The sequence below is a fragment of the Streptomyces sp. NBC_00273 genome, from assembly GCF_036178145.1.
In the GTDB taxonomy this organism is placed as follows: Bacteria; Actinomycetota; Actinomycetes; order Streptomycetales; family Streptomycetaceae; genus Streptomyces.
The window spans coordinates 8,475,557-8,496,448 of the sequence record NZ_CP108067.1; the positions used below are offsets into that span (position 1 = coordinate 8,475,557).

The 20,892-nt window shown below is 72.0% G+C and carries 20 protein-coding genes; 12 read left to right on the forward strand and 8 right to left on the reverse strand.

The window, feature by feature from the left end; all coding sequences use genetic code 11:
* Positions 1-22: 22 nt before the first annotated feature.
* Positions 23-931 (reverse strand): alpha/beta hydrolase, encoded by a 909-nt coding sequence (locus OG386_RS37860; protein WP_328791863.1) that lies wholly within the window; start codon positions 929-931, stop codon positions 23-25.
* 213 nt (positions 932-1,144) lie between these two features.
* Between OG386_RS37860 and tdh the strand changes: the two genes are divergently transcribed.
* The 5 genes from tdh (at position 1,145) to OG386_RS37885 (ending at position 8,491) form a co-directional block, all read left to right on the forward strand.
* Entirely contained in the window at positions 1,145-2,173 is a 1,029-nt protein-coding gene (gene tdh / locus OG386_RS37865; RefSeq protein WP_328791864.1) for an L-threonine 3-dehydrogenase, read from the forward strand.
* 120 nt (positions 2,174-2,293) lie between these two features.
* On the forward strand, positions 2,294-3,502 hold the full coding sequence (locus OG386_RS37870) for a glycine C-acetyltransferase (RefSeq protein ID WP_328791865.1): 1,209 nt from the start codon (positions 2,294-2,296) through the stop codon (positions 3,500-3,502).
* 39 nt (positions 3,503-3,541) lie between these two features.
* Positions 3,542-4,456 carry a LysR family transcriptional regulator gene (locus tag OG386_RS37875; RefSeq protein ID WP_327387049.1) on the forward strand — a complete coding sequence of 305 codons (915 nt, stop codon included), beginning with the start codon at positions 3,542-3,544 and terminating at the stop codon, positions 4,454-4,456.
* A gap of 288 nt (positions 4,457-4,744) precedes the next feature.
* Positions 4,745-7,513, forward strand: a complete 2,769-nt coding sequence (locus tag OG386_RS37880; RefSeq protein WP_328791866.1) for a hypothetical protein — start codon at positions 4,745-4,747, stop codon at positions 7,511-7,513.
* A 12-nt stretch (positions 7,514-7,525) separates the two neighbouring features.
* Positions 7,526-8,491 (forward strand): M28 family metallopeptidase, encoded by a 966-nt coding sequence (locus OG386_RS37885; RefSeq protein ID WP_328791867.1) that lies wholly within the window; start codon positions 7,526-7,528, stop codon positions 8,489-8,491.
* 79 nt (positions 8,492-8,570) lie between these two features.
* On the opposite strand, the gene OG386_RS37890 is transcribed toward OG386_RS37885, so the two are convergent.
* Positions 8,571-9,350, reverse strand: a complete 780-nt coding sequence (locus tag OG386_RS37890) for a DeoR/GlpR family DNA-binding transcription regulator (RefSeq protein WP_328791868.1) — start codon at positions 9,348-9,350, stop codon at positions 8,571-8,573.
* 178 nt (positions 9,351-9,528) lie between these two features.
* On the opposite strand from OG386_RS37890, the gene OG386_RS37895 reads away from it, so the two are divergent.
* Genes OG386_RS37895 through OG386_RS37905 form a run of 3 tightly spaced genes read left to right on the forward strand, consistent with a single transcriptional unit; the run spans position 9,529 to position 11,825 of the window.
* Entirely contained in the window at positions 9,529-10,431 is a 903-nt protein-coding gene (locus tag OG386_RS37895; protein ID WP_266600057.1) for an SIS domain-containing protein, read from the forward strand.
* Positions 10,428-11,264 (forward strand): class II fructose-bisphosphate aldolase, encoded by an 837-nt coding sequence (locus OG386_RS37900; protein ID WP_328791869.1) that lies wholly within the window; start codon positions 10,428-10,430, stop codon positions 11,262-11,264. The genes OG386_RS37895 and OG386_RS37900 overlap by 4 nt, the downstream gene beginning before the upstream one ends.
* 21 nt (positions 11,265-11,285) lie before the next feature.
* On the forward strand, positions 11,286-11,825 hold the full coding sequence (locus tag OG386_RS37905) for a hypothetical protein (RefSeq protein ID WP_328791870.1): 540 nt from the start codon (positions 11,286-11,288) through the stop codon (positions 11,823-11,825).
* A 174-nt stretch (positions 11,826-11,999) separates the two neighbouring features.
* Here the strand turns inward: OG386_RS37905 and OG386_RS37910 are convergent, their stop codons facing one another.
* Together OG386_RS37910 and OG386_RS37915 are read right to left on the reverse strand one after the other, a co-directional pair.
* A complete protein-coding gene (locus tag OG386_RS37910) occupies positions 12,000-12,686 on the reverse strand; it encodes a hypothetical protein (RefSeq protein WP_328791871.1) in 687 nt (228 codons plus the stop codon).
* Positions 12,687-12,754: 68 nt separating this feature from the next.
* Positions 12,755-13,306 (reverse strand): DinB family protein, encoded by a 552-nt coding sequence (locus OG386_RS37915; protein WP_328791872.1) that lies wholly within the window; start codon positions 13,304-13,306, stop codon positions 12,755-12,757.
* 126 nt (positions 13,307-13,432) lie between these two features.
* Here OG386_RS37915 and OG386_RS37920 point away from each other — a divergent pair, with 126 nt between their 5' ends.
* Both OG386_RS37920 and OG386_RS37925 read left to right on the forward strand, forming a co-directional pair.
* A complete protein-coding gene (locus tag OG386_RS37920; protein ID WP_328791873.1) occupies positions 13,433-14,623 on the forward strand; it encodes an acyl-CoA dehydrogenase family protein in 1,191 nt (396 codons plus the stop codon).
* A 253-nt stretch (positions 14,624-14,876) separates the two neighbouring features.
* Positions 14,877-16,349, forward strand: a complete 1,473-nt coding sequence (locus OG386_RS37925) for a sialidase family protein (protein WP_328791874.1) — start codon at positions 14,877-14,879, stop codon at positions 16,347-16,349.
* A 35-nt stretch (positions 16,350-16,384) separates the two neighbouring features.
* Here the strand turns inward: OG386_RS37925 and OG386_RS37930 are convergent, their stop codons facing one another.
* From OG386_RS37930 to OG386_RS37945, 4 genes are all read right to left on the reverse strand, one after another.
* Complete coding sequence (locus OG386_RS37930; RefSeq protein ID WP_328791875.1) at positions 16,385-17,221, reverse strand: undecaprenyl-diphosphate phosphatase; 837 nt, start codon at positions 17,219-17,221, stop codon at positions 16,385-16,387.
* A complete protein-coding gene (locus tag OG386_RS37935; protein ID WP_328791876.1) occupies positions 17,218-17,913 on the reverse strand; it encodes a phosphatase PAP2 family protein in 696 nt (231 codons plus the stop codon). Before OG386_RS37935 ends, OG386_RS37930 begins: the two co-directional genes overlap by 4 nt.
* Before the next feature lie 76 nt (positions 17,914-17,989).
* A complete protein-coding gene (locus OG386_RS37940; RefSeq protein ID WP_328791877.1) occupies positions 17,990-18,559 on the reverse strand; it encodes a TetR family transcriptional regulator in 570 nt (189 codons plus the stop codon).
* 128 nt (positions 18,560-18,687) lie between these two features.
* On the reverse strand, positions 18,688-19,356 hold the full coding sequence (locus OG386_RS37945) for a DedA family protein (RefSeq protein ID WP_328791878.1): 669 nt from the start codon (positions 19,354-19,356) through the stop codon (positions 18,688-18,690).
* Positions 19,357-19,467: 111 nt separating this feature from the next.
* Here OG386_RS37945 and OG386_RS37950 point away from each other — a divergent pair, with 111 nt between their 5' ends.
* Positions 19,468-19,851 carry a BlaI/MecI/CopY family transcriptional regulator gene (locus OG386_RS37950; RefSeq protein WP_327387064.1) on the forward strand — a complete coding sequence of 128 codons (384 nt, stop codon included), beginning with the start codon at positions 19,468-19,470 and terminating at the stop codon, positions 19,849-19,851.
* Complete coding sequence (locus OG386_RS37955; RefSeq protein ID WP_328791879.1) at positions 19,848-20,798, forward strand: M56 family metallopeptidase; 951 nt, start codon at positions 19,848-19,850, stop codon at positions 20,796-20,798. The genes OG386_RS37950 and OG386_RS37955 overlap by 4 nt, the downstream gene beginning before the upstream one ends.
* Positions 20,799-20,892 lie beyond the last annotated feature (94 nt).

The window sequence follows — 20,892 nt, forward strand, 5'->3', positions numbered from 1 at the left end:
ATCCGCCGTCACCGCCGTGCCCTCAGAGCTCCGCCGTCGACCGGATCAGCTCGACGATCCGCTCGCGCGCCGCCCGCCCCTCCGGCACGGGCAGCAGCGGGTACCCGTGCGGCAGCCCCGCCGCCTCGTGGAACTCCACCTCGGCCCCGTCCGCTCGGGCCCGGCGCAGCAGCTCCCGGCTGTCCGTGGTCAGCACGTCCCGGGTCCCGGTGAACACCGTCATCGGCGCCAGCCCGGCGAAGCCGCCGTGCAGCGGGCTCACCCGGGGATCTTCGACGTCCAGGGTTCCGGCGTACAGCCGCCCGGCCTCCAGCAGCCCCGGGCGGGCCAGCAGCGGATCGGCCGCCTCGATGGCCGCCTGGTCCGGATGGCTCATGGTCACGTCCAGCCAGGGCGAGATCAGCACGATCCGGGACGGCTGGTCCCCGGTGCGGTCGCGCAGCCGCTGCGCGGCCGCCAGCGCCAGCCCGGCTCCGGCGGAGTCGCCGATCAGCACCGTCCCGCCGGAGCCGCCGCTCGCGATCAGACCGCTCAGCAGGTCGGCGGCGACCGGGACGGTCCGGTCGGCGGTACCGCGCGGAGCGAGGATGTACGCGGGTACGACCACCCGCGCACGCGCCCGCGTCACCAGGGTCCGGATCAGCGCCCAGTGCGGGCGCTCCAGCTCGTGGACGTAGCCGCCGCCGTGCACGTACAGCACGTGGGCCGCCGGCTCCGCCCCGAGCGGGGAGACGTCGTACACCGGCCAGGCCCCCACGAAGGTCCGCGAGATGTCGGCGACCCGCCCCAGCGACCGCGGCGGCAGATGGGAAGCCGGCCGGCGGGCGGACTCCGCCACCCGGGTCCGGACGGCCTCCGCGCTCGCGTACCGTCTTCGCCGTCCCACCGCGACCAGCGCCGCCGACAGCGCCCTGCTGCGCAGACTCGGCACGCCCCTCACCTCCCCGTTTTCCCTCGCGCCGTCTCCAGCGCGAGCCCCTTCCCGGTCACGGGAGGAGCATAGGCGTGAAGCTGCGCTGTCGACCCGTTTAAGAAAGTCTCGATGGACTGATCACCGCACCGATCGGCAGATTGGTGCACGTCACCGCCGCCGTTCGGGCCCATCCGCCCGCGGCGTACCCTTCCGCATGCCTGGAGCCACCCCATGAAGGCACTCGTCAAGCACAAGGCAGAACCCGGCCTGTGGCTCATGGACGTCCCCGAGCCCGAATACGGCCCCGGCGACGTGCTGATCAAGGTGCTGCGCACCGGCATCTGCGGGACCGACCTGCACATCCGCGCCTGGGACGGCTGGGCGCAGGGCGCGGTCAAGACCCCCCTCGTCCTCGGCCACGAGTTCGTCGGCGAGGTCGCGGCGCTCGGCGCGGACGTCCAGGACATCGAGGTCGGCGCGCTGGTCAGCGGCGAGGGCCACCTGGTGTGCGGCAAGTGCCGCAACTGCCTGGCCGGCCGCCGCCACCTGTGCCGCAGCACGATCGGGCTCGGGGTCGGCCGCGACGGCGCCTTCGCCGAGTACGTGGTCCTGCCCGCCCAGAACGTGTGGGTGCACCGCACCCCCGTGGACCTGGACGTCGCCGCGATCTTCGACCCCTTCGGCAACGCCGTGCACACGGCGCTGTCCTTCCCGCTGGTCGGCGAGGACGTGCTGATCACCGGCGCCGGCCCGATCGGGATCATGGCGGCGGCCGTGGCCAAGCACGCCGGCGCCCGCAACGTGGTCATCACCGACGTCAGCCCCGAGCGCCTGGAGATCGCCCGCAAGGCGGGCGCCACCCTCGCCGTCAACGTCGCCGAGTCCTCGATCGCCGAGGCGCAGGCCAAGCTCGGCCTGCGCGAGGGCTTCGACATCGGCCTGGAGATGTCCGGCCGCGCCGAGGCCATGCGCGACATGATCGACAACATGACGCACGGCGGCCGGATCGCCATGCTGGGCCTGCCCGCGCAGGAGTTCCCGGTGGACTGGGCGAAGGTCGTCACCTCGATGATCACGATCAAGGGCATCTACGGCCGTGAGATGTTCGAGACCTGGTACGCGATGACCGTGCTGCTGGAGGGCGGGCTCGACCTGAGCCCGGTCATCACCGGCCGCTATTCGCACCGCGACTTCGAGGCCGCCTTCGACGAGGCGTCGACCGCCCGCAGCGGCAAGATCATCCTGGACTGGACGGCGTAACCACCCGCCCGCCACGCCCAACGAACCACCTCCCTCCGGGCCGGGCCCCGCACACCCTCCCCCTCCGCGGGGCCCGGCCCCCTCCCTCGTCGCCCTCCGCCGCACAAGGAGAACCGCACCATGTTCGAGACCGTCCGCGAGGACCTGCGCTCCACCCTCGACGAGATCCGCGCCGCCGGCCTGCACAAGCCCGAGCGCGTCATCGGCACCCCGCAGAACGCGGCCGTCGCCGTCACCTCGGGCGGCGCCCCCGGCGAGGTGCTCAACTTCTGCGCCAACAACTACCTGGGGCTGGCCGACCACCCCGAGGTCGTCGCCGCCGCGAAGGACGCGCTGGACCGCTGGGGCTACGGAATGGCCTCCGTCCGCTTCATCTGCGGCACCCAGGAGGTGCACAAGGAGCTGGAAGCGCGGCTCTCGTCCTTCCTCGGCCAGGAAGACACGATCCTCTACTCCTCCTGCTTCGACGCCAACGGCGGCGTCTTCGAGACCCTGCTCGGCGCCGAGGACGCGGTCATCTCCGACGCCCTCAACCACGCCTCGATCATCGACGGCATCCGCCTCTCCAAGGCCCGCCGCTTCCGCTACGCCAACCGCGACCTTGCCGAGCTCGAAGCCCGCCTGAAGGAAGCCACCGAGGGCGGCGCCCGCCGCAAGCTGATCGTCACCGACGGCGTCTTCTCCATGGACGGCTACGTCGCCCCGCTCGCCGAGATCTGCGACCTGGCCGACCGCTACGACGCCATGGTCATGGTCGACGACTCGCACGCCGTCGGCTTCGTCGGCCCCGGCGGCCGCGGCACCCCCGAACTGCACGGCGTCATGGACCGCGTCGACATCATCACCGGCACCCTCGGAAAGGCCCTCGGCGGCGCCTCCGGCGGTTACGTCGCGGCCCGCGCCGAGATCGTGGAGCTGCTGCGCCAGCGCTCGCGCCCGTACCTCTTCTCCAACTCCCTCGCCCCGGTCATCGCAGCCGCCTCCCTCAAGGTCCTCGACCTGCTGGAGTCGGCCGGTGACCTGCGCGAACACCTCGCCGCCAACACCGCGCTCTTCCGTACGAAGATGACCGAGGCCGGCTTCGAGATCCTGCCCGGCGACCACGCCATCGCCCCGGTCATGATCGGTGACGCGGCCGAGGCGGCCAAGATGGCGGAGCTGCTCCTGGAGCGCGGCGTGTACGTGATCGGCTTCTCCTACCCGGTGGTGCCGATGGGCGCGGCGCGCATCCGCGTCCAGCTCTCCGCCGCCCACTCGACGGCCGACGTCGAGCGCGCGGTGGCCGCCTTCATCGACGCCCGCGCCGCCCTCGGCACCGCCGGGGCCTGAGGGGCTCGAGAGGTCTGTGCACCCTGAGACAATGGTGGGGTGATCGACCCCCGCCGGCTGCGCATCCTGCGGGCCGTGGCGGACCACCGTACGGTGACCGCCGCGGCCGCAGCCCTGTACCTCACCCCCTCCGCCGTCTCCCAGCAGCTCGCTGCGCTGGAGCAGGAGACGGGCCACGCGCTGCTCACCCGCAGCGGTCGCGGCGTACGGCTCACGGCGGCCGGTGAGATCCTGCTCGGCCACGCGCACGAGGTGCTCGCGCAGCTGGAGCGGGCGGAGGCGGAACTCGCGGCGTACGCGGGCGGTTCGGCGGGCGAGGTCACCGTCGCCGCCTTCGCCACGGGCATCGCGGAAGTACTGGCCCCGGCCATCGCCCGGCTCGCGCTGGAACGGCCGGGCATCCGGCTGCGGGTCCGCGACGCGGAAGGTGACCAGAGTCTGCCGCAGCTGCTGGACGGCGAGGCGGACCTCGCGCTGGCCGTCGAGTACCGGGGCGGCCCGGGCGCCGACGACGCGCGGCTGTCCGTCCTCCCGCTGTACGCGGAACCCTTCGACGCCGTCCTGCCCTCGGGGCACCCGCTGGCCGACCTGCCCGCGGTGTCGCTGGCCGACCTCTCCGACTCGGACTGGGTGGGCCAGTACCCCGGCAACCCGTGCCACGACGTGACGCTGCTCGCCTGCGAACTGGCGGGCTTCCAGCCCCGGCTCGTGCACTCCTCGGACGACTTCCGCGCCGTGACGGCGCTGGTGGGCGCAGGGGCCGGAGTGGCGCTCGTCCCGCGCTCGGCCCTGCGCGGCATGGACCTCAAGGAGGTCCAGGTCCGCCCGGTCACGGGCCCGGCGGCCACCCGCCGCGTCTTCGCGGCCACTCGCCGCGGCGGCGAGACCCACCCCCTGATCGCGCCCGTCCTGGCCGCCCTGGTCCGGGAGTCGGAGCGGCTCCCGGCGCACTGAGCACCGCCCGGGTCCGGCGGCCGGATCCGCGAGCGGACGGTCCCGGGCGCCATGGCGTGCGAGCTGCGTTCCGACCGTGCCGCAGCCCGATCTCCCGGGCGGGCGGGGGGCTTTGCGGCTGTGCTCGCGTCGCAGGAGTCGGCGGACGACGATACGCTTTTGCTGAGAGTGCCAATAGTCCACGGCGGTTCCCGTAAGCGGAACGGTCACGCGACGGGCGCTCGGGGGCATCCACCCGCTCTGATGATGCGTTTCCTTACCCTCCGCATGTGCGTTGAGGAGGACATCATGGCTCGGGACAACGGTGAACAGCAGAGGAACATGCCGGGCCCGGAGGCCGACCGGCCGCTGAGAATGGTCCCCGACGTGGGTGAACACGCGGACGCCGGTGGTGTACTGCGCAAGTATGTCGATCCGGGAGCGACCCTGGCCCGTGCGTCGACGGCGCGCAAGGCCATCGACTCGTTCATGTCGGCGCGCTCGGGAGACCTGAAGACCGGCTCGATCGACCTGCGCGAGGTGGAATCGACCGAAGGCGCGGCGACGCTGCGCGTGCGCTTCCAGCAGTTCCACAACGATCTCCCGGTGGTGGGCGCCACCGTCCAGGCCGTTGCCGATGTCAAGCAGGCCAGTGTGATCCAGGTCGACCACACCGGGGAGATGGACGTCGCCGATGCTCCCGACCCCGGTGACGCCCGCACGGTGGCCGATGTCTTGAAGGTCGCCCTCGCGCCCTTCAGGAAGGACTTCGAAACCGCCGACGTGGTCAAGGACGAACTCGTCTACGTGCGGGACACGGACCGGCCCTCCCTGCCCGAGGGCGACTACCCCTCCGCTTCCGTCGCGCTGCTGAAGAAGGGGAGGAAGCCGGACGGCGCACTGCACCTCGTGCACGATCTGGTGGTCGAGACCACCGGCCCCTTCGAACATTTCCGCGTCGTCGTGGACGCCATTGCCGGCACCTTGCTCTGGGTCGAGCTCGGGGGAAAGTACGTGACGGCCACGCTCAAGGTCTTCTCACCCGACCCCGTGACCGAGTCGAACGACAGCACGCTCCACGCCGGGTCCGGCGCGGCGAAGCTGAACGGCTTCCGGCACGACGTCCAGGCCGAGGTCGCACCCGCCAGCGGTGGAAAGTTCCGGCTCGACGGGGAGTGGTTCCGGTGCAACGACTGGGACACCCCGAGCTTCGCCCAACCCGCGGAGACGTCAGCCTCCTTCTCGTACGACACCTACCCCAAGAACCGCGCCTTCCTGAGCGCCAACGCCTACTACTGGCTCGACTCCACCGCGCGCTACCTCCGGACCCTGGGAAACACGACGCTGAACGCCAACATGGTCAAGGTCGACGTCGATGCCCAGGGGGCCAACGGCGAGGACAACAGCGAGTGGATCGGTACGACGACACCCCCGCGGATCCGCTTCGGCGAGGGCGGCGCACCCGATGCCGCCGACCTCGGCGTCATCGCCCATGAGTACACCCACGGCGTGTTCGACTGGCTCGGTGCCAGCCACGGCGGGTCCGGGTCGTACGAGCACAGCATCTGCGACGTGCTTCCCGCCATCTACCGGGACCGGTTCAACCCCGGTCAGCACCGGCGTACCGAGACGTTCCCCTTCGACAACAACGTGAACGACCGGTGGAGCACGGAGCGCACGCTCGACCGCTCCGAGCGGTTCGACGACGCGGCGTTCAACAGTTACCCCTTCAACCTCCGCAACTCGATGCTGGGCACGGCGCTCTGGCGGTGCTACCTGGGCATGGGGGGTGACTCGTCCGATCCCACCGTACGGATCGCAGCCGCCGACGAGATGATCAGGACGATGATGGAGATGTTGCTCATCGTGCCGGACTCCTCCTCCACGGGCCTCGCGCACGCGGTCAGCATGGCCCAGGGTTGCATCACCGCGGACTCGGCCCTCACCGGTGGCCTCTACAGCAAGGTGATGGACGAGGCCTTCGTGAACCAGGGGCTGTGGGCACGGCGGCCGGTGGACGTGTACATCGCGGACAACCCCGGCGACCTCGGCGCGCAGCCGAGCGGTCCGCTGCACTGGACCTCCCCCGACATCTGGGTCCGCAACAACGACATCAGCACCGGCGACAACCCCGCACTCGGTCACGAGCCGCCCATCAACGACCAGCCGAACTTCCTCTACGTGCGGGTGCACAACCGGGGGATCCAGGCGGCGCCGAGCGGCGGGTTCCAGGTCGAGGCCTTCCGCTGCGACCCGGGCACGGGGATGATCTGGCCCACGCACTTCGAGTCGCTGGGCACGCTGGTGATCGACGAGCCGATCCCGCCCGGTGGGTCCGTGCGGGTCGGGCCCTTCAGCTGGACCCCGCAGATCGTGGAGCAGGAGGGCCTGGTGGCCGTGGTGCACGGCGCTGCGGACCCCGCCATCACCGCCACGCTCAACGGGCCGGTGCCGCACGACCGGGTCATCAGGTTCGACAACAACGTGGGGCAGCGCAACGTGGTTCCGCAGATGGCCGCGCCGGGCGGCAAAACCAGCACGACGATCGCCCTCCGCGGCGGCCTGACCTCCACCTCCGGCTCCTGGCACCTCGACGCGACGGCGCTGCCCGACGACACCAGGATCTCGATCCGCACGCTGAGCCGCATCGTCGGGTCCGCCGAGCTGACCAACCTCAAGGTGACCGAGAAGGGCTCCGTCCGCACGACGCTCGAAATGAAGGGCGGCAGCACCGCAGTCGTCGACGGCTTCCACCTCGAGGCCGACGACCGGGCGGTAGCCGACATCACCATCGACTTCTCCCACCACGCCGACCACCTCCGCCTCTACCCCTTCATCGCCACCCAGTACCAGGACAGCCTGATCGCCGGCCGCATGACCATCCAGATCACCGCCGTCAAGGAACTCGAAGGCTTCTTCTTCGGCAATCCGCGCAGCGGCGAGCTCCACGTCTCCACCTGCCCGTACTGGTCGAAACTCGGCGCCGGCAGCAAGGTCCCCTTCCGCCGTGCCGAAGACGCGGTCGCACGCGGATACAACGGCTGCGCCTACTGCCAACCCGCCCTCAACACCGGCTGAAGGCGGCCCGTGATGGAACGTGACACACGTGCGGCGCTGCCGCTGGCACCCCCCGAGAAGCGCTACCCGCCCAGCGCCGCCGAGCCCCTGGCAGCGGCCGAACGCAAGCGGGCGGCCACGCAGAAGAACGAGTTCATCACCGCGCTGGTCGAGTCGGTCTCGGCGGACGAGCTGAGGAACTCCGTCGAGGCCCTCGCGGCCTTCCACACGCGTCACACCTTCTCGCCCCTCATCGGGCAGGCCGCCGAGGAGATCGTGAACCGGTTCGAAGCGGCCGGGTACACGGATGTGGTCCGACGCACCTGGACCAATGCCGGTCACAGTGCCGACAACGTGATCTGCACCAAACCCGGGACGGCTGCCGGGCGGCCCGTCATCATCGTGTGCGCCCACTACGACAGCCGCATGGCGGACCTGAACAACACCACGGCACGTGCTCCGGGAGCCGACGACAACGGCAGCGGTGTGGCCGCGGTGCTCGAGATCGCGCGCCTGCTCGCCCCTGTCGCGCTGTCCTCCACCCTCCAGTTCGTGGCGTTCTCCGGCGAAGAACAGGGGCTGTGGGGCGCCACGGAGTATGCCGCGGAGCTCCACGCCACTGACGGCGAGGCCTATCGGGTCGTGAACCTGGACATGGTCGGGAGGCCGCCGGCCGACGGCTCCGTGACGGTGGAGCGCGACCTGGGGAACGCCGTACCGGACAACGACGCCGCGTCCAAGGCCTTCGCCGCGGTCATGGCACAGGCCGCCGCGGACCACACGGCACTGCCGGTCATGCTCGGCCCCATCTTCGCCAGTGACTACATGCCGTTCGAAGCACACGGCGACGTGACGATCGGTGCCTACGAGGGAGAGGGGAACCCGCACTACCACGAGACGTCGGACATGCCCGACACGCTCGACTACGGCTACCTCGCCGACGTCACCAGGATGACCCTGGCGACCTTGCTCGCCGATGCGCGGCAGGCCGTGGGGTAGCGCGCCGCGCCTCCGTTGGCGGTGGCCGCGCCGGTCGCCGCCTACGGAGGCACCCGCTCACACCCGGCTCGCACCCCGCTCACACCCGGACCACCTCCACGCCCGTCGTCTCGAACTCCCGGGCGACCGAGGCCGCCAGGCCCGTGTCCGTCACCAGGACGTCCACCGACGAGGTCGCGCAGATACGGGCGAACGCGCGGACGCCCAGCTTGCTGGAGTCCGCCGCGACGACCACCCGGCGGGCGCGCTCGCACAGCAGGCGGTTGATCGAGGCCTCGTCCTCGTGGCGGGTCGCCGCGCCGTCCTGCGGGTCGAAGCCGTCCACGCCGAGCACCGCCGTGTCCACCGCGAGCTGCCCGAGGACCTGCTCGGCGAGCGGGCCCGTCAGCTCGTACGACTGGGGGCGGGCCACCCCGCCCGTCAGTACGATCTTGAACTGTGGCCGGATCACCAACTCGCCCGCGATGTTGAGGGCGTTGGTCACCACGGTGAGCGCCGGCGAGCCCTGGGCCAGGTCCGGCCGCCCGGCCAGGGCCCGCGCCACCTCCGTGGTCGTGGTGCCGCCCGTCAGGCCGATCACCTCGCCCGGGGTGATCAGGGCCGCCACCGCCTCGCTGATCCGGTGCTTCTCGGCGGCGCGGCGTGAGGTGCGGTAGCGCAGCGGGAGTTCGTACGAGACCCCGTGCAGCACCGCCCCGCCGCGCGTACGGACCAGCAGCTGCTGCTCGGCGAGCTGATCGAGGTCGCGGCGGATGGTCGCGGCGGACACCCCGAGGGTCTCGGCCGCCGGTTCGACCTCCAGCTCGCCCCGTTCCACCAGCAGGTCCAGCAGTGCCTGCCAGCGCTCCTTGCGGGTCATCGGCCGCCCCCTCCCGTGCTCGTCCCGTGGCCTCAGTCGGGCTACCCCGCGACACTAACTCAGCAGAACACCCCGTGGTTGCTTGAAGTTGCGCGAAAGCGCCGGATACCTTGCAGGAAAACGCAAGACGTTCCACGCGCCACACATTCAGACCCGCCTGTCGCACGAGGGAGCCCGTATGAGTCACGTCGCGTACGAGTTGGGCACGCAGCCCGCATGCTGGGAGCGGGCCGCCGAACTGGCCCCGGCCCGGCGGGCGGTGCTCCCGCAGCCGGGGGAGCGCACCGCGATCGTCGGGTGCGGGACCTCGTACTACATGGCCCAGGCGGCCGCCGTGCTGCGCGAGGAGGCCGGACACGGCGAGACCGACGCCTTCCCCGCCTCCGAGTTCCCGCGCCACCGCCGCTACGACCGGGTCGTCGCCCTGACCCGGTCCGGCACCACCACCGAGGTGCTGGACCTGCTGGCCGGGCTGCGGGACGCGGGCGTGCCCACGACCGCGGTCATCGGCGATCCGGCCACCCCGGTGATGACCGCCGCGGACGAGTTGGTCGTCCTCGACTTCGCCGACGAACAGTCCGTCGTGCAGACCCGGTTCGCGACCACCGCCCTCACCCTGCTGCGCGCCCACGTCGGACTGCACACCCCCTCCGTGGTCGCCGACGCCCGCACCGCCCTCGTCGAGCCGCTGCCCGCCGACATCGCCGGCCGGGGCCAGTTCACCTTCCTCGGCCGCGGCTGGAGCGTCGGACTCGCCCACGAGGCCGCGCTGAAGATGCGCGAGGCCTCGCTGTCCTGGGCCGAGTCCTACCCGGCGATGGAGTACCGGCACGGGCCCATCAGCGTCTCCGGGCCCGGCACCGTGACCTGGTCGCTCGACGAGGCCCCCGACGGGCTCGCCGAGCAGGTGCGCGCCACCGGCTCCCAATGGGTGCCCGGGCGCCTCGACCCGCTCGCCGAACTGGTCCGCGTACACCGCCTCGCCCTCGCCGTCGCCGCCCACCAGCAGCTCGATCCGGACGCGCCGCGCAACCTCACGCGCTCGGTGATCCTCACCACCGGTGAGGAGGCGGTCCGATGAGCCTGGTCCGCGCCGGTGACCTGGTCCTGGAGGCGGCCGCGGCCGGCCGGGCCGTCGCCGCCTTCAACGTCATCACCCTGGAGCACGCCGAAGCCGTCGTGGCCGGGGCCGAGGCCGCCGGCCTGCCCGTCATCCTCCAACTGAGCGAGAACGCCGTGAAGTTCCGCGGCGGGCAGCTGCTGCCCATCTCCCGGGCCGCCGGCGCGTGCGCGGAGGCCGCCGGTGTCCCCGTCGGCCTGCACCTCGACCACGTCAAGAGCCCCGAGCTGCTCCGGCAGGCCTGCGACGCCGGATACAGCTCGGTGATGTACGACGCCGCGCAACTCCCTTACGCCGAGAACCTGGAAGCCACCCGGTCCGCGGCCGACTGGGCCCACGCCAACGGGCTGTGGATCGAGGCCGAGCTGGGCGAGGTGGGCGGCAAGAACGGCGCCGCGCCGCTCGACCCGCACGCGCCCGGCGCCCGTACCGACCCCGACGAGGCCCGGCGGTTCGTCGCCGACTCGGGGGTCGACGCCCTCGCCGTCGCCATCGGCAGCAGCCACGCGATGACCAGCCGGACCGCGGCCCTGGACCACGTGCTGCTGGCCCGGCTGGCCAAGACCGTGGACGTCCCGCTCGTCCTGCACGGCTCCTCCGGGCTGCCGGACGCCGAGCTCGCGGCAGCCGTCACGGGCGGCATCCGCAAGGTCAACATCGGCACCGCCCTGAACGTGGCGATGACCGAAGCCATCCGCACGCACCTGACCCCGGCGGACCCCCGGCCGTACCTGACGGCGGCCCGTACGGCGATGACGGCGACGGCGACGGCTATGATCGGCGCCCTGAACTGACGGGCGACGGGGGCGGCGATCATGGACGCACGGCGGGGACGCACCGATCGCCGCACGTTCCTGCTGATCGCCGGCCTCCCGCTGCTGACGGTGGGCGCGGGGGTGACGTACCTCCTGTGGCCGCAGCCGCCGCGTCGGGCCGAGGCCCGTACCGACCTGGAACCGCTGAACCGGCGGCTCGGGCCGTTCCTGGGCGAGCTGAGCGACGCGCACTGGCTGGGCTACGACATCGACGGCCCGGACGACGACCGGAGCATCCCGAGCCCCGACTCCCGGGTCCGTGTGGTCGGTGTCGCCCATCTGCCCACCGGCGGCGCGGCCGCGATCACCGGCAAGCCCGACCACGCCTTCGCCGCCGCCGGCGCGCCGTCCGACCTGCCCGACGCGCTGGAGCAGTACCTGCCCGCCGGCGCGGCCTGGCAACACAGCCCCGGGTTCGACGCGTACGCCAACGGCCAGGGCGCCGGTAGCCAGGCCTCGGACGGGATCCCCTCGGGCCGGTACCTCTTCGACACGGCCCGCGACCTCGTCCACTTCGACGTCCTGTACCTGTTCACCTGACATCGGGCGGGGAGCACCACTGCGCCGGGTACGAGATCATCGCCTCGCCCGAACTGTTCCTCGCGCTGGGAGCCGTCGCGGCCCCGTTGGAGTGCGGCGCCACCCTGGCGCGGCTCGCCGACGGGCGGATCGACCCGGCCGCCCTGGTCCGGCCGGGCCCGGCGGGGCCGGGCGTCAGCGCGGTGTGAGGCGGGCCCGGTGGTACTGGATCCCGTGCCACCGGGCCTGGTCCGGGCGGGCGCCCCGGTCCAGGGTCCTGGTGCCCTCGGCGAGCGTCAGGGCGCGCTCGGTGGACAGGACGAGGGCGACGAACCAGGTGGTCCGCTCGGGCTCGACGGTCTCGTCGTAGTACCAGTCGGCGGTGACAGGGGCCTCCCCGGCGAGGAAGGGACGTTGCAGGAAGTCCTGTACGGGGAGCGGGAAATGACCGAGCACCCCCTGGGCCTCCGGGCCCAGGTCCAGCCGTAGGACCGGAGCCCCCGGCAGGCCCGGCGCGGTGGCCCGCCCGTCCGGCGCGGGCCTCCCGTCGAAGGAGCGGCTGTGCAGGGAGCCCGGCTCCACCCGGGCGCGCTGCCCGCTGTACTGCGCCACTCCGTCCCGCAGTACCTGGCCGACCCGGCACAGTCCGCGGTCCCCGACCACCAGCGCGGCGGGGCGCCCGTCGGAATCCGGCCCGGCCCACCAGGTGAGGCACCGGCCGGCCTTCTCCAGCAGCCGGGCCCGTACGTCCCCCGGAAGCAGCTCCCAGTACGCGTGCCGGGCCGGGATCCCGGGGTCGGTGGGAAGGGCGCCCGGCTCGTGGATCTGCGTCACCGCCCGCGTGAACTCGGGGTCCTCGCGGCGCCATGCGTCGATGTCCATATCCGCCCATTGTGCTGCGGGCGGCCTCACCGCACCCGCGTTTCGGGCGAGTTGGAGCCCGATCGCCCTCAGATGCCGATGGCCCCGTCGATCCGCTCGCGCAGGAGGTCGGCGTGCCCGTTGTGCCGTGCGTACTCCTCGACCATGTGGATCAGCACCCAGCGCAGCGACACCTTCCCGCGCCACGCGTCGACGGCCTCGACGTCCAGATCGGGTGCCTCGGCCACGAAGCGTTCGGCGAAGGCCACTTCGGTGCGCCACGCCGTCCAGGCCGCTTCGACCGCCGCGGGATCGGACAGGGCTCCGTCGAAGCCCCCGTCGGGATCCTGCGCCGAGGAGAACAGGGGCGGTGCGTCCTGCCCCGCCAGGACCTGCCGGAACCAGCGGCGCTCCACATCGGCCAGGTGCCGGACCAGGCCGAGCAGGGAGAGCGTGGACGGTTCCACCGATCGCAGCGCCAACTCCGTGCCCAGACCTGCGCACTTGAGTTCCAGTGTGGCGCGGTGGTCCGCCAGGAAGGCGACCAGCATCTGCCGCTCGTCACCGGTCGCGGGGCCGCTGAAGCGGCCGTCCCGCTCGGGTTCGACGAAGAATTCCGCTCTGCTGCGTGGGCTCGTCATGGTCGCGATTATGAACGCCGGTTCTGATCGGCCGGCACCCGGGTCCTTCCGAATTCTTGTAACAGGTTCTACTCTGACCGCCGCCACCACAGCGACCGGCTGGACCGCGAGACCCCGGAGGGGCCCGTGCACCTCGAATACACGCCTGAGCAGCAGCAGTTGCGCACCGAACTGCGCGCCTACTTCGCCGAGCTCGTGCCGCAGGACGTCTACGCCCGCTACGAGGACCCGGCCGCCCAGAAGCGCTTCTACCGGGACACCATCCGCCGACTCGGGGCCGACGGATGGCTGGGGGTGGGCTGGCCCAAGGAGTACGGCGGCCGCGGGATGACCCCGATGGACCAGTTCATCTTCTTCGACGAGGCCGCGCAGGCCGTCGTACCGCTGCCCCTGATGGCGCTCAACACGGTCGGGCCGACCATCATGCAGTTCGGCACCGACGAGCAGAAGGCGTACTTCCTGCCGAAGATCCTCGCCGGGGAGATCGACTTCGCGATCGGCTACAGCGAGCCCGACGCCGGCACCGACCTCGCCGCGCTCAAGTGCAGGGCCGTGCGCGAGGGCGACGAGGAGAGCGGAACGTACGTCGTCGACGGACAGAAGATCTGGACCACCAACGGAGACACCGCCGACTGGGTCTGGCTCGCCGTGCGCACCGACCCGGACGCCCCCGCCCACAAGGGCATCACCATGCTCTTGGTCCCGACCTCGGACCCCGGCTACTCCTGCACGCTCATCAACACCCTCGCCTCGCACGACACCACCGCCAGCTACTACGAGAACATCCGGGTCCCGGCGAGCCGCCGAGTCGGCCAGGAGAACAAGGGCTGGCGCCTGATCACCAACCAGCTCAACCACGAACGCGTCACCCTCGCCGCACACGGCACGATGGCCATCCGGGCCCTCCACGACGTCCAGCGCTGGGCCGCCGCGACGAAACTCGCCGACGGCCGCCGGGTCATCGACCTCTCCTGGGTCCGCGGCCGCCTCGCGCGCACCCACGCCCGCCTCGACGCGATGAAGCTGCTCAACTGGCAGATGGTGGGTGCGGTCCAGGCCGGCACCCTCACCCCGCAGGACGCCTCCGCGGTCAAGGTGTACGGATCGGAGGCCCGCCGGGACGCGTACGCCTGGCTCATGGAGATCGTCGGCGCGGCCGGCTCCCTCAAGGACGGCTCGGCGGGCGCGGTCCTGCACGGCGAGCTCGAACGCGGCTACCGCAGCGCCGTGATCTTCACCTTCGGCGGGGGCAACAACGAGATCCAGCGCGAGATCATCTCCTGGATCGGCCTCGGCATGCCGCGCGTGCGCCGCTAGCGATGTGCGGCGAGGATTCCTCGTCGGCGCAGAAGGGGGGGACAGTCGGCGCCGAAGAGGTCCGGCTCCGCCGTGCTCCTCGACGACCCTGGGGACGACTCCGTCGTTCGGCCCATCAAGGGCACCGGCTGCAACGCCGAAATGGACCAAGCGGAGTCGCACCACCCTCGCGTTCCGGTACGCCTCCGCGTCCCGGGCCGCCCCGATGACGGCGGTCCCGTGCCCCAGCCGACCGGCCCGGAGGAGATCCCGCATGCGCGTCCCCCTGCCCCTCACCGCCGTCACCGCCGCCGCGCTCCTGCTCGTCACGGTCACCGGCGCGACTCCCGCCGCAGCGGACCGCAACCCCGACGGCGCACCCCTGGTCAAGGTGTCCCACGGCGACCCGTACGCGAACTGCACCATCGGAGCAAGGTCCCCCGACAGCATCGTCTACCCGGCCACCGAGGTCGAGCCGTACCTGTCCGTCGATCCGCGCGACCCCAAGCGCGTGGTCACCGTGTTCCAGCAGGACCGCTGGAACGACGGCGGAGCCCGTGGCCTGGCGGCCAGCTGGACCACGGACGGCCACACCTTCCACCGGAGCACGCTGCCGTTCAGCCTCTGCGCCCCCGGCGGCGCGGACTACGAACGGGCCACCGACCCCTGGGTGAGCACCGGACCGGACGGCACCGTCTACGCGAGCGGCGAGGGTGTTGACTTCACCAAGAGCACGCGCACCGCCCTCCTGGCCGCCACGTCCCGCGACGGCGGCCGCACTTGGCAGAACCTCACCACCACGCACGTCGACGAACAGCCCTTCTTCAACGACAAGCCCTCGCTCACCGCCGACCCGATCCGCAAGGGCACCGCCTACCAGGTCTGGAACCGCCTCGACAACGACCCGCCCGGCCCCAGCTCCCTCGACGGTCCGGGCTACATCTCCGTCACCCGCGACGGCGGCCGCACATGGAGCGGGGCACGGCCCTTCGTCGACACCAGCGCCGTGCCCAACACCCAGACCATCGGTCATCTGATCGTCGTCGACCGGCACACCGGCACCCTGTACGACTTCTTCGACCGGATCACCTACTCCGAGGACCTGAGCACCGTCGTCGAAGCCCGCTACGAGGTGGTCACCTCGACCGATGCCGGAGAGACCTGGAGCGCCCCGGTCACCGTGGCCAAGGACACCTCCGTACCGGAGGTCGACCCGAACGACCCCACCAAGCTGCTGCGCGCCGCGTCCACCCTGCCCAGCCCGGCCGTCGACCCGAAGACGGGCACGCTCTACATGGCGTACGAGGGCTCGGACTTCTCCGGCGGCAGGTTCGACTCCGTCCAGCTGGTGCGCTCCACCGACGGCGGACGCACCTGGGGAGCCCCGGAGCTGATCAGCCTCAAGGACGTGCCGGCCTTCTCCCCGGCGATCGCGGTCGACGAGCGGGGCACGGTCGCACTCACCTACTACGACCTGCGCTTCCTCGAGCCCGGCGACACCACCACCCTGCCCACCGCCTACCAGTTGGCCACCCTGCCGCACGGTGACCCCAAGCACCGGACCGAGCGACGCATCTCGCGGATCTTCGACTGGCTGCAGGCACCGTTCGCCGGGGGCTACTTCCTCGGCGACTACCAAGGCCTGGTGGCGGACGACGAGGGAGTACGGGCGGTGCTCACCGAGACCCACTCCGGCGCACCGCAGAACCGTACGGACGTCTACACCGGCAGTTTCCGCACCGGCTGACCGACGCGGAAGCCGCCGGCCGGCCCGCCCGGTGATCAGGCGTGCAGGACGCCGGTGCCCAGCAGCCCGAAGAGGAGTACGCCGATGACGATCCGGTAGACGACGAAGGCGTTGAACGAGTGCTTGGCGACGTACTTCAGGAGCCAGGCGATCGAGGCGTAGGCGACGGCGAAGGACACGGCGGTGCCGATGACCAGGGGGAGGGCGTCGACGCCGGCGCCGAGGGCGTCCTTGAGTTCGTAGAGGCCGGCGCCGGTCAGGGCGGGGATGCCGAGGAAGAAGGACAGGCGGGTGGCCGCGACCCGCTCCAGGTCGAGCATGAGGCCGGTGGACATGGTGGCGCCGGAGCGGGAGAAGCCGGGGAAGAGCAGGGCGAGGATCTGGGAGGAGCCGACCAGCATGGCGTCCCTGAGGTCGGTGTCGTCCTCGCCCCGCTTGTGACGGCCCATCCGGTCGGCCGCCCACATCAGGCCGCTGCCGACGATCAGCGATCCGGCCACCACCCACAGGGAGGCGAGCGGTCCTTCGATCAGCGGCTTCGCCGCGAGCCCCACAACCACGATGGGGAGGGTGGCGTAGATGACCCACCAGGCGAACTTGTAGTCGTGGTGGTACCGCTCCTCGCGGTCGGCCAGTCCGCGACCCCAGGCGGAGACGATGCGCACGATGTCGTGGAAGAAGTAGACGAGGACCGCCGCGATCGCGCCGACCTGGATGACGGCGGTGAAGGCGACGACGGACTTGTCGTCGACGGGGATGCCCATCAGGCCTTCGGTGATCTTGAGGTGGCCGGTGGAGGAGACCGGCAGGAACTCCGTCACCCCTTCCACGACCCCCAGGACCACGGCTTGTCCCACACTGATCGCGCTCACGTGCCTTCACCTTTGTTCGATGGGACGGCGCCGGTCTGGCGGCGCCGACGGAGAATGAGGAACGTCCCGAGCAGCCCGGCCCACAGGGCGGTCAGCAGCCATCCCGCCAGGACATCGGTGGGCCAGTGCATGCCGAGGAATACGCGGCTGACGCCCACGGCTGCCGCCCACAGCGCCGGCATCACCAGGAGCGGCCGCCGGGCCCGGCCCCGCACCGCCCGGTACACCCCGGCGGTGAGGAGGACCGCCACGGCGGCGGAGGTCGTCGTGTGCCCCGAGGGCATGGCGTATCCGCTGGCCGACCACGTCCACTCGTCGGCCGGCGGTCGGGCCCGCGCGAGCCATGACGCCAGGGCTATGCGCGGCAGCTGCACCGACAGCAGTGCCAGGGCGCCCGCCAGCGCCCCGCGCCAGCGCCGATGCCTGACGGTCATGGCCCCGGCGAGCATCGCGAGCAGGTAGGCGGGCACTCCGCTTCCCGTCACGGTCACCGCCACAGCCAAACCGACCGCCCAGCGCGGGCGGTGTTCCAGCACCCAGCGGTGCAGGACCTCGTCCACCCCGAACGGTGCGCCGTGCGCCGCGCACGCGACCAGCGCCGCCAGCAGCATCGAGCACACCAGCACCGGTATCGCGGGCAACCACCACGGCTTGCCGACGGCGCCGGGTACGGCAGCGGGGACGGAGGTCATCGGGCGTCCTGTCCGGACGGACCGCCATGGACGGCGCGGTCGGAGGTCATGGGGCACGGGAGGGGTGCTGCTTCGGTCAGGGAGGGGTGAGCGCGCCCCACAGGAGCAGCGACACCAGCTCTTCGGTCGGCACGGATTCCGTAGGACCGGACGGAGCGTCGGACAAGACCATCGACTGGAACACCCGGGCGAGCTGTTCCGGGGACATGCGGAGGAGCTCGCGTTCCGGTTCGAACAGAGCCGTCAGCGCTTCTCGGAGCGACGCGAGCTCTTCTTCGTGTCGGGCGGGCCCGCCGGAGTTCTCCGTGGGCCCGGGGAGCCCGGGCCGGGCCGGGGGCATGGCATCGGCGAGCAGGAGCAGGCGGGTTGCGTAGCGGCGCAGATGTACGGCGGCTGCTGTCAGTCGGGCTTCCAGTGGCTGGGCCAGATCGATCCCTGCGAGGGCCGCTACGGCTTCGTCCGCCCTGAGGGCCGCGGCTGCGCAGGCTTCGAGCAGGGCGGTCTTGTCGGGGAACGCGGTGAAGACCGCGGCTGCCGGGACCCCAGCGGCCCGGGCGACCATCGAAGTGGTGACCGAGGTGCCGTGCCGCACGACCAGGGGCAGGGCTGCGGCGACGATCCTTGCGCGACCGGGGTGCTGGGTCATCTCCCGTCCAGAGGAGTCGGGGGCCGGGGTGGGGCGGCCGGAGAGTGGAGGCGGCGGGTTCGGGAGATCGCCGCCATCTGCAGGGGCTGCAGCGCCTTCGCGGCCGGCCCGTTCCCAGGAGACCAGGCTCAATGCGCACCTCCGTTCGGGGCGCGAGGCCCCCGGCGGCGGATCATTTCGACGGCCAGCGGAGTGAGGGAGACGAGGGCGACGAGGGCCACGATCGGCAGGAGGTAGCGGTCCACGTCGGGTACGGAGGCGCCGAGGGCGTATCCGGCGAGGACGAGACCCACGGTCCAGAGGAGTCCGCCCACGACCTGCCAGAGGGTGAAGACGCGGGCAGGAACGTTGAGGGCTCCGGCCAAGGGGTTGAGCACGGTGCGCACCACCGGGACGAAGCGGGCCAGCACGACGGCCTTGGCGTGCCCGTAGCGGTGGAGGAGTTCCTCGGCGCGCTCGGCTCCGTCGTGGAGCTTTCGACTGCGGCCACGCGCGAGCAGGGCGCGGCCGCCGCGTCGGCCGATCAGGTAGCCCACTTGCGCTCCGAGGAGTGCGCCGACGGCGGCGAAGGCCAGTACCTGGGGCAGCGAGAGGTGGACGGGGCGGTTCCCGCCCGGCACGCAGAGCAGGCCCGCGGTGAACAGGAGGGAGTCGCCGGGCAGGAAGAAGCCGACCAGGAGGCCGGTCTCGGCGAAGAGGACGACGGCGATGCCGAGCGCGCCGAATGCGGACAGCAGGGATCCGGCGTCGAGCAGGTTCACGGCCTGTGGCACTGCCAGGTGGGCGGATAGGGCCATGGTGGGCGGCTCCCCTGCTGGTGCGTGGACGGGGTGGTGACGACATCATCGACTACAGTTCTGTAGACGGTCTACGTCACTGTAGACGATCGTTGTGGTGAGGAGATTCTCATGGGGGATGCGCATGCGGAACGGCGGCCCGCCGGTGAGCTGGGGGCGAGCGTCCTGGCGGCGCTGTGGGCGGCCGGTACTCCGCTGACGCCGGGGCAGGTTCAGGAGGCGCTCGGTTCCTCCCATGCCCGTACGACGGTGACGACGATCCTGTCCCGTCTGTACGAGAAGGGCGTGGTCACCCGCACCCGGTCCGGCCGCGGGTTCGCCTACCTGCCGACCGAGGACGCGTCGGGGCTGACCGCGCGCCGCATGCACGCGGAGCTGGCCAGGACCGAGGACCGCGTGACCGTGCTGAGCCGCTTCGTCTCGCAGCTCAGCGACGAGGACGAGGCGCTGTTGCGTGCCCTGCTGGAGGGCGACGACGCCGGGGGCGTCGCATGAGCCGGCTGGGGTCGTTGATGCTCCTACTGCCGCTGGTGCTGCCCTTCCTCGCCGGTCCGGTGTGCCGCGTGCTGGTCACGAGCCTCGCGCCGAGGCGGGCCGTCCGGCTGCTGGTCTGTTCGGCCGCCGTCCTCGCTGCGGGCAGCACCGCGGCTCTTGCCCTGCTGGTCGTTCCCGGCGCCACGCACCTGCGGCCGGTGGCCGCGCTGGGCCACCTGCTCACGCCACTGGCGTCCGGTTCGCCCGGCACGGCCGTCGTGACCACTGTCGTGGCCGCTTCGCTGCTCGCTGCCGGCGGCGCCCTGCTGCTGCGCGATGGGCACGGGTGGTGGCGCCAGTTGCGGCAGGCGCGGGCGCTTGCCGCGGGCAGCCGGAGCGAGCTCGTGGTCCTGGAGCAGGAACACCCCGACGCCTACGCGCTGCCGGGCCGTCCCGGCCGCATCGTGATCACCTCGGGGATGCTGCGCGCCCTCTCCGCGGCGGAACGCGAGGTCCTGCTCGCCCATGAACGAGCCCATCTGAGAGGCCGTCATCACGTTCTGGTGGCGGTCGTCGAGCTGGCCGCTCACTGTCATCCGGGGCTGCGCGCCGTGCGCGAGCCCCTCCGCTACGCGCTGGAGCGCGTCGCGGACGAAGCCGCCGCGCAGGCGGTGGGCGACCGCCGCCTCACGGCCCGGGCCATCGGCCGGGCCGCTCTGGCGGCCCGTACGTCCCCTGCCCGGCACCGGCCCGGTTTCGCGTTGGCCGCCGCGACGGGCCCGGTGCCCCTGCGGGTCGCGGCCCTGCTCGCCCAGCCCGCACGGACGCGTGTTCCTGGAGCCCGGTGCCGCATGGCAGCGCTGACGCTGCTGGCCTGTCTGGCCGTGTCGGCCGGTGCGTCCCTCCAGGCGGCCGACAACCTGCACGCCGGCATCGAAACAGCGCAGGGCGAGACCGGCGAGGAGTGAAGCGGTCCAGTCCCGTCAACGGCCGGCCGGCCGGCCGGTCGGGCGGTGGGGGCGGCGCCCGTCGGCGTAGGGAGGCGGGGCGCGACTCGGGCCC

Excerpts from the sequence above, each read along its gene's own strand:
- OG386_RS37915 (WP_328791872.1), bottom strand. The coding sequence starts at position 13,306 with ATGACGAGCCCACGCAGCAGAGCGGAATTCTTCGTCGAACCCGAGCGG.
- OG386_RS37945 (WP_328791878.1), bottom strand. The coding sequence starts at position 19,356 with ATGGCCCTATCCGCCCACCTGGCAGTGCCACAGGCCGTGAACCTGCTC.
- OG386_RS37870 (WP_328791865.1), top strand. The coding sequence starts at position 2,294 with ATGTTCGAGACCGTCCGCGAGGACCTGCGCTCCACCCTCGACGAGATC.
- OG386_RS37880 (WP_328791866.1), top strand. The coding sequence starts at position 4,745 with ATGGCTCGGGACAACGGTGAACAGCAGAGGAACATGCCGGGCCCGGAG.
- OG386_RS37885 (WP_328791867.1), top strand. The coding sequence starts at position 7,526 with ATGGAACGTGACACACGTGCGGCGCTGCCGCTGGCACCCCCCGAGAAG.
- OG386_RS37905 (WP_328791870.1), top strand. The coding sequence starts at position 11,286 with ATGGACGCACGGCGGGGACGCACCGATCGCCGCACGTTCCTGCTGATC.
- OG386_RS37900 (WP_328791869.1), top strand. The coding sequence starts at position 10,428 with ATGAGCCTGGTCCGCGCCGGTGACCTGGTCCTGGAGGCGGCCGCGGCC.
- OG386_RS37895 (WP_266600057.1), top strand. The coding sequence starts at position 9,529 with ATGAGTCACGTCGCGTACGAGTTGGGCACGCAGCCCGCATGCTGGGAG.
- OG386_RS37925 (WP_328791874.1), top strand. The coding sequence starts at position 14,877 with ATGCGCGTCCCCCTGCCCCTCACCGCCGTCACCGCCGCCGCGCTCCTG.
- OG386_RS37890 (WP_328791868.1), bottom strand. The coding sequence starts at position 9,350 with ATGACCCGCAAGGAGCGCTGGCAGGCACTGCTGGACCTGCTGGTGGAA.
- OG386_RS37955 (WP_328791879.1), top strand. The coding sequence starts at position 19,848 with ATGAGCCGGCTGGGGTCGTTGATGCTCCTACTGCCGCTGGTGCTGCCC.
- OG386_RS37910 (WP_328791871.1), bottom strand. The coding sequence starts at position 12,686 with ATGGACATCGACGCATGGCGCCGCGAGGACCCCGAGTTCACGCGGGCG.
- OG386_RS37935 (WP_328791876.1), bottom strand. The coding sequence starts at position 17,913 with ATGACCTCCGTCCCCGCTGCCGTACCCGGCGCCGTCGGCAAGCCGTGG.
- OG386_RS37940 (WP_328791877.1), bottom strand. The coding sequence starts at position 18,559 with ATGACCCAGCACCCCGGTCGCGCAAGGATCGTCGCCGCAGCCCTGCCC.
- OG386_RS37950 (WP_327387064.1), top strand. The coding sequence starts at position 19,468 with ATGGGGGATGCGCATGCGGAACGGCGGCCCGCCGGTGAGCTGGGGGCG.
- tdh (WP_328791864.1), top strand. The coding sequence starts at position 1,145 with ATGAAGGCACTCGTCAAGCACAAGGCAGAACCCGGCCTGTGGCTCATG.